At 46.1% G+C, this 13,230-nt stretch carries 12 protein-coding genes; 4 read left to right on the plus strand and 8 right to left on the minus strand.

Annotated features, from left to right (window positions below; genetic code table 11):
- The first annotated feature begins 108 nt into the window (after positions 1-108).
- The 3 genes from KNO71_RS01400 (at position 109) to KNO71_RS01410 (ending at position 4,068) form a co-directional block, all read left to right on the plus strand.
- Positions 109-1,638, plus strand: coding sequence for a Ppx/GppA family phosphatase (locus KNO71_RS01400; protein ID WP_214686966.1), 1,530 nt, complete (start codon positions 109-111; stop codon positions 1,636-1,638).
- 2 nt (positions 1,639-1,640) lie between these two features.
- Positions 1,641-3,806: an RNA degradosome polyphosphate kinase gene (locus KNO71_RS01405; protein WP_214686968.1), complete on the plus strand. Its 2,166-nt coding sequence runs from the start codon at positions 1,641-1,643 to the stop codon at positions 3,804-3,806.
- A gap of 91 nt (positions 3,807-3,897) precedes the next feature.
- On the plus strand, positions 3,898-4,068 hold the full coding sequence (locus tag KNO71_RS01410; RefSeq protein WP_214686970.1) for a DUF1427 family protein: 171 nt from the start codon (positions 3,898-3,900) through the stop codon (positions 4,066-4,068).
- Positions 4,069-4,104: 36 nt separating this feature from the next.
- Here the strand turns inward: KNO71_RS01410 and KNO71_RS01415 are convergent, their stop codons facing one another.
- From KNO71_RS01415 to KNO71_RS01435, 5 genes are all read right to left on the minus strand, one after another.
- On the minus strand, positions 4,105-4,674 hold the full coding sequence (locus KNO71_RS01415; protein ID WP_214686972.1) for a hypothetical protein: 570 nt from the start codon (positions 4,672-4,674) through the stop codon (positions 4,105-4,107).
- 3 nt (positions 4,675-4,677) lie between these two features.
- Positions 4,678-5,580, minus strand: a complete 903-nt coding sequence (locus KNO71_RS01420) for a deoxyribonuclease IV (RefSeq protein ID WP_214684011.1) — start codon at positions 5,578-5,580, stop codon at positions 4,678-4,680.
- 81 nt (positions 5,581-5,661) lie between these two features.
- Positions 5,662-7,005: a DEAD/DEAH box helicase gene (locus KNO71_RS01425; protein WP_012726633.1), complete on the minus strand. Its 1,344-nt coding sequence runs from the start codon at positions 7,003-7,005 to the stop codon at positions 5,662-5,664.
- 61 nt (positions 7,006-7,066) lie between these two features.
- Entirely contained in the window at positions 7,067-8,005 is a 939-nt protein-coding gene (locus tag KNO71_RS01430; protein ID WP_211782641.1) for a sugar ABC transporter substrate-binding protein, read from the minus strand.
- Positions 8,002-9,756, minus strand: coding sequence for a sensor histidine kinase (locus KNO71_RS01435; RefSeq protein ID WP_251031939.1), 1,755 nt, complete (start codon positions 9,754-9,756; stop codon positions 8,002-8,004). Before KNO71_RS01435 ends, KNO71_RS01430 begins: the two co-directional genes overlap by 4 nt.
- 129 nt (positions 9,757-9,885) lie before the next feature.
- Between KNO71_RS01435 and KNO71_RS01440 the strand changes: the two genes are divergently transcribed.
- Positions 9,886-10,839, plus strand: coding sequence for a 4-hydroxy-3-methylbut-2-enyl diphosphate reductase (locus KNO71_RS01440; protein WP_012726636.1), 954 nt, complete (start codon positions 9,886-9,888; stop codon positions 10,837-10,839).
- 42 nt (positions 10,840-10,881) lie between these two features.
- Here the strand turns inward: KNO71_RS01440 and KNO71_RS01445 are convergent, their stop codons facing one another.
- From KNO71_RS01445 to cccA, 3 genes are all read right to left on the minus strand, one after another.
- Positions 10,882-11,994: a Nif3-like dinuclear metal center hexameric protein gene (locus KNO71_RS01445; protein WP_214686975.1), complete on the minus strand. Its 1,113-nt coding sequence runs from the start codon at positions 11,992-11,994 to the stop codon at positions 10,882-10,884.
- Positions 11,994-12,710, minus strand: coding sequence for a tRNA (adenine(22)-N(1))-methyltransferase (locus KNO71_RS01450; RefSeq protein WP_214684010.1), 717 nt, complete (start codon positions 12,708-12,710; stop codon positions 11,994-11,996). The genes KNO71_RS01445 and KNO71_RS01450 overlap by 1 nt, the downstream gene beginning before the upstream one ends.
- A 95-nt stretch (positions 12,711-12,805) precedes the next feature.
- Complete coding sequence (cccA, locus tag KNO71_RS01455; RefSeq protein ID WP_012726639.1) at positions 12,806-13,144, minus strand: cytochrome c550; 339 nt, start codon at positions 13,142-13,144, stop codon at positions 12,806-12,808.
- Between the last annotated feature and the right edge of the window lie 86 nt (positions 13,145-13,230).

Consider the following 13,230-nt stretch of genomic DNA (forward strand, 5'->3'; position numbering starts at 1 on the left):
ACCTTCAAGCAAGACCGGTTTCATCTAGCCAAATGGTAAAATTCACGTAAATCGTATGTTCGTTCAAAACCTTGTCGATTACACTAGTATTATGAAGGGAATGGTTTTATGGAAAAGAAACTGGCAGTTATTGATATCGGATCCAACTCGATTCGAAACGTCATCTTCGAAGTGAACGAGGAAGGACAATACTTCGAACGGTTAAATGTGAAAGAAGTCGCGCGATTGTCCAGCCATATTAGTGATGCGAATGAAATGACTGAAGAAGGAATCGCTTCACTCATCGATACGTTACGTCACTTTAAAGAGTTGAACGACCATCATCACGTTACCGATGTGCTCCCAGTAGCGACAGCAGCCATTCGAAACGCAAATAACTCAGATGAGATTTTGCAGAATGTCAAACAATCTACTGGGATGACCATCCGCCTGTTGAGCGATTACGAAGAAGCATTTTACGGATATTCGGCCATCGTCAACTCTACCTATGTGGAAGATGGATATTCTGTCGATATTGGTGGGGGATCAATGGAAGTCACATATTTTCAGAATCGCGAACTCGTCTTCTATCACAGTTTCCCTTTCGGTGCCGTGACGTTAACGAAAGAATTCATGAAAGATGAGACGATGACGAAAGACGAGCGGAAAGCGTTGACCGCATACTTAAAGAAGGCATTCAAAGAAATTGAATGGCTCGAACCACATGGTGTCCCACTTGTCGGTGTCGGTGGGACGGCTCGTAACTTAGTCCGGGTCGAACAGACCATATCGAACTTCCCGCTTGAAGGAATCCATCAGTATACGATTTCTGCTGAACAGTTGGAGGACGTCATAGATGAACTCGTCGGAATGTCGAGCAAACAACTCGGACGTTTGGATGGGCTGTCAAAAGACCGGGTCGACATCATCGCGCCTGCCGTGACAGCAATCGGCGAGCTCGCTAAATATTTGAAAGTACCTGAGTTCACGATGAGTAACAATGGACTCCGTGAAGGTCTCTTCTATGAAAACTATTTACATGAGCATGATAAAGTTCGTTTTGCCGATGTGAAAGAAGAAAGTTTTCGTCATTTTGAAAAACAATACGACGTGAACCCGACTCGTCATCAACATCTCATCCGATTGGCCCGACAGTTGTATACCGGATTAATTGAAGTGAAAGCGATTAAACCGAAACCATTTGAGCCTGGTCTTCTTGAAGGTGCCTGCCGCCTTGCCTATGTCGGTGAATATATCGATCACAACAATAAGAGTGACCACACGTTCCATCTGATCACCACAAACGATTTCAAAGGACTAAACAACGAGGATCGACTCGCTCTTGCCCTCGTCACATCCTTCAAATCAAAACGAGTATTGGAACAACATATCGAGGCTTTCCCGAAATGGTTTGATCAAAAGTTATTGAAGAGTTTAGAACTACTAGGCTCGATCGTAAAACTCGTCGATGCCCTCGACTTGACGGAGCGTCAGATCGTGACGGACATCCATGTTGCTAGTACAAAGGACGGTCTCACACTTACGCTAGATACGAATGGTTCCGCACGTTTTGAGTTGCAGCGAAGCACTCGCCATAAAAAGCATTTAGAACGCGCAATTGCTCAATCGATTGAGATTGTCTTGAGCGAGGAGGAGTAACCATGCCCGAATATACGAATGAACATTTTAACAACCGTGAACTCAGCTGGCTCGACTTTAACGAGCGTGTCCTCGAGGAGGCGATGGATGAACGAAATCCATTGATGGAACGATTGAAATTTTTGGCGATTTTTAGTTCTAACCTTGATGAATTTTATATGGTACGAGTCGGTGGATTGAAAGATGAGGTCCTCGCCGGGTTCAACCGTCCGGAAGACAAGACGGGCCTCACTCCAAAACAGCAGATCAAATCCATTTCGGTGCGAGCGCAAGAACTCGTCGAGACGCAATATGCGACATATAAAAAAATCACAAAACAGTTATCGAATCAGCACGTCCGCTTCTTACGGACGAAACATTTGAACAAGACCCAACAAGATTTCGTGAAAGAGTACTTTCGAACGCACGTATTCCCTGTCCTGACACCGATTGCAGTCGACGCCTATCGTCCGTTCCCAATGCTCTTATCTAAGTCACTGAATATTGCTGTCGAGATTGCCTCGAATGGCGAACGAAAAAAACGACTCGCCCTCGTTCAAGTGCCATCCGTTCTTCCGCGGTATCTGGAACTACCTACCGATGATGAAGAACATACCGATTTGATTTTACTTGAGGATTTGATCATTCAATACATCGACTCACTCTTCAAAGGATTTGTCGTCGAGTCCACGATGCCATTCCGAATTACGCGGAACGCGGACATGCCGTTTCACGAAGAGGGCAGTCGTGACGTCTTGAAACAAATCGAAAAAGAGTTGAAGAAGAGAAGATATGGGGTTGCCATCCGACTCGAGGTACAGCAACGATCGTTACGAAAAGAACTGTTGTTCATGCTACAAGACGTCCTTGACTTACATGACCGGGATATCTTTATTGTCGACGGTCCGATCGACTTGACCTTCCTGTTTGGGATCTACAATCAGATCGGGATGGAATATGATGACATGATCAATGAAACGTTGATCCCATTTATCCCAGAAGGTCTTGAATCGGGCAAAGATTTATTCCAAAGTATCGCTAAACAGGATTATCTGCTCCATCACCCGTATCATTCATTCGATCCAATCGTCCGTTTTATCGTTCAAGCCGCCAAAGACCCGAATGTCTTGGCAATCAAGCAGACACTCTATCGCGTCTCAGGGGACTCTCCCATCATCAAAGCCTTGACTGATGCAGCCGAGAGCGGAAAACAAGTCACTGTCCTCGTCGAACTAAAAGCACGTTTTGATGAAGAAAAAAACATTCAATGGGCGAAGCAACTTGAGAAAGCCGGGGCTCACGTCATCTACGGCTATAAAGAACTGAAGACACACTCAAAAATCACCCTCGTCGTTCGCATTCTAGAAGGTGGTGTGTTGCAACGGTTCATTCATCTCGGAACCGGTAACTATAACGATTCAACCGCCAAGCTGTACACAGACATTGGGCTCCTCACCACAAATGAAGAACTCGCTGAAGATGCAACGAACTTTTTCAACTGGTTATCCGGTTATGGGGAACGACCATCTTGGCATCAGTTCGAGACGTCGCCTGACGACATGAAAGACTTCTTCTTGAATAAAATCGATGATGAGATCAAACTGCATGAAAAGTACGGCAACGGTCGCATCGTCGCTAAGATGAACTCGATCACGGACCGGGCCATCATCACAAAATTGTATGATGCTTCGTCCGCGGGAGTGAAAATCGATTTGATTGTCCGAGGCATTTGTTGCTTACGACCGGGAATTAAAGGGGTCTCTGAAAACATCAAAGTCATCTCGATCATCGACCGATATCTCGAACATTCCCGAATCTTTTATTTTTACCAAAATGGAAAAGAAGACTTGTACTGTTCCTCTGCGGACTGGATGACACGAAATATGAAAAAACGGATCGAGATACTCTTCCCTATCTTGAACGCATCACATAAAACATACATCAAAGATATGATGGCCCTTCAACTCGTCGATAATGTGAAAGCAAGAAGACAACGTTCTGACGGCCGCTATGTATACGTGAAACGTGAGACCAACGAGGAAGAGATTCAATCTCAAATTATCATCCATCAATATACGGGTGGTCGATGGAACAACATACCTAGCGTATTTGAACGAGAACCGTCAAATTGGGCGGAACGAGAAGTGCTCCGCCTTCGGGCCGAGAACGAGAAAATGACGGATGACTGATGTTAGACTTCTCAAATAAGAAAACTCGTTGTATAATAAATTCGATTCAGTTATTATGAAGCGCTTTCATTTAGAGATGGAGGAATTATTTATGCAGGAGATTTTACTATCATTACTCGCCGGCTTGATTTGTGGTGCCATCTTCACTGCACTCAAACTGCCACTCCCTGCCCCACCGGTATTACCAGGAGTTGTTGGGATTTTCGGGGTGTTCCTCGGAATGAAGGTTTATCAATTTGCTGTATCGAACTGGCCATTCTAATAAAAGATGCCCTCAAAAAGGGGCATCTTTTATTATTTAGTCTAATGTATGAATGGCTTTATGACAGGTCGGACAAACCCAGATGCCACGTTCCTCTGTCAAGTGATACTCAATCAAGTGATACGCCTCTTTCCCAAATCGTTCAGCTAGGTTTACATGACAGCTCGCACAAGTCGTCACATGAGACTTTGGTGCTAAGAGTTTTTCTCGAAACAAGTGCGCCTCATATGACGCTTTCGTCCATTTAGACGATGGTACATGATAGCCGTCATTCCATTTTGTTCGAATCGACTCGTACGGTTCATCCCCCTCATACATTCCCACTTGCAAGAGCGGATGATGAAAATGAAGTTGTAACAGGTCGACTAAGGAATACAGCGCCACCCCTCCCTGTCTCTCTCCGAGCCAATACGGATCGTCTGGTCGCTCAATCGTCTCTTCAAGTAACACCTCTGCTTCCGCCACGATGCCATGCCCCATCACTTCGATAAATGCTGTCGGTGTCGTCACGGACCCCTTTACATAAACCGGACTCTGTTCAAGAAAATAAGTCGGGAATGCGTTCCAGACATCATATCGCTTTGGATCGACTTGTAGGACGCTCATCGCTTATTGATGAGCGAGCGTGAATCGTTCACGCCACTCGGCATCAAATTGATTGGCACGGAACATTTCAATCTCTTGTTTATATGGAGCGACTTTTGTTTTTTCGCTAATCGGGATATATGGCGTTTCTAGAATTTTCGGTAGATGCGCAAATGCCTCGTGATGAATAATACGATTTAGCGTATCAAATCCAATCTCTCCGTAGCCAATGTTTTCATGACGGTCTTTTTTTGCACCGCGCACATTCTTCGAATCATTTACATGAATCACTCCGAGACGGTCGAGTCCGACGATGCGATCGAATTGTTCAATGACGCCGTCTAAGTCACCGACTAAGTCATATCCTGCATCATGGACGTGACACGTATCAAAGCAAACTGAGAGTCGATCATTGTGCGTCACGCCATCAATGATGGTCGCAAGCTCTTCAAACGTCTTACCAAGTTCGCTTCCCTTCCCTGCCATCGTCTCAAGCGCAATCTTTACTTGTTCGTCGCCAGTCAACACTTCATTCAATCCTTCGATGATTCGAGCGAGACCGATTTCTTCTCCCGCTCCGACATGAGCGCCCGGGTGAAGAACGACGTGGCGAGCCACTTGGAGTGCTTCTGCCCGCTTTAATTCCTGAGTTAAGAAAGAGACGGCCAATTCAAACGTCTCAGGTTTCGTCGTATTCCCGAGATTGATGATATATGGAGCGTGAACAACAATCTCTTCGATGTCATGTGCGGCCATATGTTTGAGTGCTGCCTCAATATTTAAATCTTCAATGGGTTTACGGCGTGTGTTTTGGGGCGCACCTGTATACACCATCATCGTATTCGCCCCGTAAGAGACAGCCTCTTCACTCCCTGCTAACAACATCTTTTTACCTGATACCGAAACGTGTGAACCTATTTTTAACATCCTCATCTTCCCTTCATCATCTTCTATCTCTAGTGTACACAAAAAGAAGAACCGACTCCAAGAAGTCGATTCTCCCAAACATTATCGTTTATTTTTCTTACGTGCTGCACGGCGATCCGAGCGTTGCTGTTGCATATGCTCACGTGATGCCGTCTCTTTCAACTTATACTTGAATTTCTTCTTATAGCCAGGCTTCACTTTCTTCTTCGCCTTCTTGATTTCACCGGCCATCCGACTATGAGCCGTGTGTGAGACCTTCATCTTCCGGTCTGTTTGGCGACGACGACGTGTCTTGATCGGTTGAATCGAACCGTTGCGCAAGTCCACATGAGTGAATTCGAACCCACGTTCTTCAAGTCTGTTGATTGGTCCATTCTCATGGTCCTCATATAGTGTGTACGCCTCACCTGATGCGCCCGCACGTCCCGTACGACCGACACGGTGCGTATAGAAATCAAGGTCTTTCGGAATCCCGTGGTTGATGACGTGAGAGACTCCTGAAATATCGATACCGCGAGCCGCTAAATCCGTAGCAATCACATACTGATATTTCGCATCATTGATGTCCTTGATGGCTTGTTTGCGGCGACGTGCCTGCATGTCACCATGCAACGTACCGACGTTTAGACCTGCTTCGCGGAACGACGTCTCCAACTCATCTGCCTCTTGTTTCGTATTGGTGAACACGAGACAAACGAATGGATTGATTGCTTTCGCAATTTCGACAGTCAATTCTTTACGGTCACGGTGACGTACTGGAATCACGTGGTGCTTGATTTTTGGTGCGACGCGATGTTCTGGGCTCGCCTCTGCAAAGCGTGGGTCATGAAGGTACTTCTTCAAGAACGGTTCAAGGTTCTCAGGAATCGTCGCTGAGAAGACCATCGTTTGTAGTTTTTCAGGAAGCGCCTGTGCGATGCGGTCGACCTCGGGCAAGAATCCCATATCGAGCATTTGATCGGCTTCATCGACGACAAAGTGTGTCACTTTGTGCGGGAATAACGCCTGTGCTTTCATGAGATCAAGGATTCGTCCCGGTGTCCCGATGATCAACTGTGGCGGATTTTTCATCTTATCGATCTGACGTTCGCGGTCTGTCCCTCCGACAATCAAACTCGATTTGATGTAATCTGGGTTTTTAATAAGAATCGATTTCAATTCTTCATGAATCTGCCAAGCGAGTTCGCGTGTCGGTGCGACGACGATTGCTTGAACTGAAGCATCTTCTGGGTTGATCGCTTCAACGATCGGTAACAAGAACGCAAGTGTTTTACCCGTTCCTGTCTGTGATTTTCCAATAATATCTCGACCATTCAAGGCAGCCGGAATAATTCGGGCTTGTATATCGGTCGGTTTCGTAATGCGCTTTTCGGTTAACGCATCAACCATAAACGGTAGCAATTTGAACTGTTGGAAGCTGTTCAATCGATACACCTCCTGTTTCTTTCCACTTTTCCTAGCATAGCGGAATCAAATGATTTGTCAATCAATCTTTTGCCACACCTTCATATAAATAACTCGATGAATAATAGTGTTTGGCAATTTTCTTTCCATTTAAATGTTGTTCGAGTGCTTTGAAGCCGACTTCCATCATCTCGTTCGGTGACTGCACGACAGTGGCATTGACCTTTCCGTTTTGAATGAGCGGATAGATATCTGAAATCCCGTCGACCGACACGATCGTCTTGTCCGTCAAACCGTGACTTTCTAAAGCCCGGACGACACCGAACGTATTATCATCATTATGTGAAAAGACTGCATCAAACGGAATCTCTTCTTCTAACCAACGTGACATCTCGATTTCGGCTTGGAATGTGTCATAGTTCCCGGTGATGGATGCGATGATTTGAAAATCGTCGCCATGTTGCTTCTCGTACTCTCGAATGCCGAGACTCCGGTCCATCGTGGAACGAACTTTCGGGGTTCCCCTCACTTCGACCACGCGAATCGGACGATCGAGCTCATTATACTTGGCAGCAATTTGTTCGGCCGCCATCCGACCGATGTCGACATTGTCGGATACGACAGATGTGAGCACACTCGGATGATCAATCATACGGTCAATCGCAATAATCGGGATGTTTTTTCGTTTTGCGCGTTCTAATGAAGGTTGAATGAACGTGTCATCGAGAGTCGTCAAAAAGATGGCCTCGACACCCCGGTCAATCAACGAATCTAATTTTTCTTTTTCAAGGACACGCGAGTCTTCACTCGTGGTCGGAATTGGGATGAACCCTTTTTGGTTTGCTGTATGCACGAACGAGTCCAGTAGTTTATTCGCATGCTCATGTTTATCACTGACAAACACAAATCCGACTTCTTTTTCATTCGTTTTTTGCTCTGGGAGTTGAATCGAGGTAATGAGGAGAATCGTCATGGCCCACACGACCGGTAACCAAAGCCAATAATGTTTTAGTCCTTTCATGACGGTTGTCTCCTTGGGATTTTGATTAAAATCGCGGTCCCCTTGTTCATCACACTATCAATCTCCATCGCACCGTTAACGCTCTTCAAGTACTCTTGAATCATATAGATCCCTAGACCATTCCCACTTTCCTTCGTCGTATTGAAGGCGGAACCAACTGTCTTGAGTTGTTCCTCACTCATGCCAATCCCGTTATCTTCAATCAAGAAGCGATATTCCTGCTCCGTAAAGAGGACCGTCACGACGACACTACCTTCAGCCCCTTTTGATTCGACGGCATCGACCGCATTTTTGAAGAGGTTGTAGATGATTTGAACGAGCATATCAAAGGATGCATAAAATGGAGGCATGTCGTTCGGTACAAGTAATTCCCATTTTGTCGGTCGTTTGTAACATTCGGCATCCATTAAAAATTCAAGTCGTTTCGCAAAGTCTAACATGTTGATCCAATCTTCGTTTTTACCAGCCTGATCTGGTTTGGCGAGCGTCAACATCGTTGAAATCAAATCATTCGCCCGCTCCAGTTCTTTGATGGCGACATCCACCATATCTGAGCTACCTTGACCCTCGCGCACCATTTGTAACGTGATGTGGACGGGAGTTAGAGGATTTCGAATTTCATGGGCAATTCCCGCGGCCAATTGACCGAGTGAGGCTAATTTTTCTTGATGCAAAATCAACTGTTGCTGACTCAACTGTTCACGTCGTGACGTTTCCATCCGTTGTGCATAATCGTTATACGTGTCGAGTAGCGTCTCCACTTCTTTCGAACCGGTTCTTTCCAACGAGATCGTTCCGAGCGATTGTTGTTGTTTAATTTGATTGACCAGCTCGACAAGCGGATTCGTTAACGTCCGGGAAAGCAACAATCCAACGAGAATGCTCAGGAAGAATGTAACGAGCGCAATCATCAAATACTGCCAACGCGTGTCGTAGACCGTTTCATAGACGGAGTCATTTTGATGTTTTGCGAGCATGCTCCATCCACTGACTCGTGCATCCGGTTCAAACATCACCGTATCTTCATCCGTACTCAAAATTGTCCGTTCGCTTCGATCTAATGCTTCGTCGATGACTTCACGCGATATCCGACGCTCGGCATCTGTGACCAAGTTGAACGAAGTCGTCAACACTTCGCCTTGCTCATCTAACAAGTATAGAATCATGTCATCATTCGCAGATTCCAACGAACGACGATACAAGTCAGAGTTCAAGACGCTAATGCTTCCCCCAAAAATACCGATTGGTCGATTTTCTTCGATGACCGGAACGTATAGGAAAGTTCCCAAATCCCCACTGATCATCACAGGGTCACTCATATATAGTTCTTTTCCACTGGCAGTCAATACTTCCGTAAACTTCGGATCCCGTTTCAGAACAGAAGAGGCGACTTGTCGCTCCGAGTACCATTTAAATGAGTCTTGATTGACATCATAATAAAAGATGGACGTAAAACTCGTGCGTTGATTCAAATATCCTGTTCGGATTCGTTCTTCAATCCATGGCTCATTTCCAACGTAAGCGCCTAAGTAAACTAAATCCTCATACAATTTCCCAAGTCGGGACTCCACATTCTCAATACTGTCATCGATGGCGTAATCAAATTGCTCTTTCGCCAATTCTTCTGCTCGAGACACCGTGACGCGGTCAGCAGAGAAGGCAAGTGATGAAATGACAAGTGCTAAAATAATGATAATGATGAACGTAATTTGGAAAAAGTACGATTTTCTTAGTTCACGCAATGGTTTCATGCGATTCACGGCGTCCCTCCTCTCTAACCTAAAAATTATAGCATGAATACACGCAAATCTTTTCGTATTTTCGAAACAATGTTAGACTAATACGTATGAAAGCACTTCGAAAGGAGCCTTCGTCTTCATATGAAAGTTAAAAAAATTAGCCCACGCGGATATTGTTATGGTGTCGTCGATGCCATGAAGCTCGCAAATGAGGCCGTCGCAAATCCAGATTTGCCACGCCCGATTCATATACTTGGAATGATTGTCCACAACCGTCACGTCACACAGGCGTTTGAGGATCTCGGTGTCAAAACCGTTGATGGAGAAGACCGCATGCAAGCGCTCGAAACCATCGATCGAGGAACGGTCGTCTTCACGGCACACGGCATTTCACCACTCGTCCGGAAACGTGCCATCGAGAAAGGATTGACGATTGTAGATGCTTCTTGTCCTGACGTCTTGGTCACACACGATTTGATTCGTGAGAAAACGGCAGAAGGATATGATGTCATCTATATCGGAAAACACGGGCATCCGGAACCGGAGGGTGCAATTGGGGTTGCACCAGACCATGTTCATTTGATTCAATATGAGCATGAAATCGATCAGTTGCCGAGTCGCTTGTTCGAACGAAAAATTTTGGTGACGAACCAGACGACGATGAGTCAATGGGACGTTTCCGCACTCATTGAAACGATTCAAGCCCGTTATCCTCACGTGGAAGTGCATAATGAAATCTGTAACGCGACGCAAGTTCGTCAAGAAGCCGTCGCTGAACAAGCGGGAGACTGCGAATTATTGATTGTCGTCGGAGATCCCAAATCAAATAACTCCAATCGCTTAGCACAAGTTTCAAAAGAGATTGCCGGAACAAATGCCTATCGGATCGGTGACTTGAGTGAACTTGACTTGAATTGGCTCGAAGGCGTGGAGACCGTCGCTGTGACGTCGGGCGCCTCTACCCCGACACCGATCACGAAAAAAGTCATCGACTTTTTATCGCAGTATGATCCAGACGATTTAAGCACGCATGATAAAACGCCATTTCTTGAACTTCGAAGTATCTTACCGAAAGTGAAAGCATTGCGTAAGTGAAGGAATCCCCCATTCTCTCAGAGGATGGGGGATTTTTAGGCTTTACTTGAATTGAAACGGATTCGTGTTGGCAACAGATTGAATCAAGTCGACATTGATTTTCGCTTTTTCAAACTTTTTGCTGAGCACGTCGATCACACCTTGTTTCATGATACTCTCAACATGATGTCCCGGGTCTACGACTGCAAGTCCAAGCGCCATCGCATCATGAGCCACGTGGAAATATAAATCACCCGTCACATATGCATCTGCACCTTTGAAATGCGCAGTAGACACATACTTATTCCCGTCTCCACCTAATACGGCAACTTTTTCAATCGAGCGCCCCGGGTCTCCGACGACTCGCACGCCCTCAACCCCAAAGCTTGTTTTCACGTGTTCGGCAAACTGTTCAAGTGTCATGGCCTGTTCAAGTCGACCGATTCGCCCTAGCCCAAATACATGACCCTCGATTTCATCGCGCATGAGGTCATACGCCACTTCCTCATATGGATGGGCGTCTTTCATTGCTTTTAGTACACGTTTCTTCTGACTCTCCCGAACGACCGTTTCGATTTTCACCTCGTCCACTTGTTCCGTTTCATGCGGGCGACCGATGAAGGGATCTGTCCCCTCGAGCGGAGTGAATTGCCCCGTTCCGGAAACACGGAACTGACAGTCCGCATAGTCACCAATATGTCCTGCACCCGCTTTTCCTAGAGCCCGGGATACGTCATGCGCATGCGTGGATGGAACGAATACACTTAGTTTATAGACCGGCTCCTCATAGGTCGGGACGAGTACTTTCGTATCTCGGAGACCAATCGCCTCACTCATCCAATCGTTCACACCACCGCTGCATACGTCTAAATTCGTATGAGCGACATAGACCGCGATATCGTGCTGAATACATTTCATCGTAATCTTCCCAGCCGTGGAACGGTCATTGACTTGAGCTAACGGACTAAAGATGGGTGGATGATGCGCGATAATCAAATCGATTTGTTTCTCAATCGCTTCATCCACAACCGATTCAAGTACATCAAGCGTGACCATGACCCGTTTGACTTCTTTGTTGAGCGACCCAATCTGCAAGCCGATTTTATCCCCTTCGACCGCCAAATGTTTCGGTGCAAATTCCTCAAACAATTGAATCACTTGATTGCCGTTCGCCATTACTGACTCACCTCTCTCATCTTGTCACGCATCCGTTTGAACTCCACTTGTTTTTGAATCAAGGCTTCCGATTGAATGCCAGCTGCCATCTGTCCAAGCACATAATCGAGCTTATCAGCTTCACGACTCCACTTGAGTTTAAATGCTTCTGGTCGCTCTTGAACGAGATATGGACCGAATAACAACTGCCACATGCGCTCGTCCGACTCGTCACTATAAATGGACTCAGTTCCTTTTTCTCCGACAAGGATTTCGTAAACCTTATCATTTTCTTCCACAATTGCCTCTTCGACAAGGACATATCCATGTTCAAGCAGCCAGCTTCGTACGTGTTGCCCATCAACGTTCGGTTGAAGGACGAGCCGTTCGACCGCACCGAGCTTATCTTGACCCGCTTCGAGAATGGAGCGAATCAAACTGCCGCCCATCCCGCAAATCGAGATACACGTCGCTTCATTGGGCTGTAAGACAGCAAGACCATCGCCAAGGCGTACATCAATGGTATCACCTGCCCCAATCAAATCGACTTGTGCTCTCGCAGCTTCCATCGGCCCAACGTTCACTTCACCCGCGATTCCTTTTGAAATGATTCCTTGCTGAAAGGCATAGCATGGGACATACGCATGATCCGAACCAATATCGGCGAGCACACTTCCTTTTGGGATATAATCGACAACCTGCTTCAATCGTCGGTCTAACATGACACGTTCTTGCATACAGACAACTCCTTTGTTCTACTTCTTCCCTAGCGTATCGAATTCTCTACAGTTCGACAACAAAAAACGCACCCCATCATGGAGTGCGTCACCTCTTATTGTTCAATCAACCAGTTCGCAAGCACTTCAGCTTCTTCAGCGGATGCAAGACCTGCTGGCATCGCACCTTGACCGTTGACGATGATGTTTGCGATTTCTTCTGGTGAAAGACGATCGCCGACACCTGTAAGTGCTGGACCGACGCCACCTTCAAGGTTTCCGCCGTGGCAACCTGTGCAACCCTTAGCAGCATACAACTCTTCTGGGTTCATTTCAGTGACTGCCGGACCTTCAGCCGCTTGTTGCGCCTGATTCACCCCAAAATACGATAATGATACCATGGCAATAATTGCGACGATTGCGATTGCCGCAAACGGTAACAATGGATTACGCATTGTAGTTCCCCCTCATGTTCATTCCAAATTTCTATCCAACACTATTTTACTCAAAAAATAATAAAGAAGGAAGGAAAATCACTCAT

Origin of the sequence: Exiguobacterium sp. s163 (assembly GCF_018617135.1) — a bacterium.
GTDB lineage: Bacteria > Bacillota > Bacilli > Exiguobacteriales > Exiguobacteriaceae > Exiguobacterium > Exiguobacterium profundum.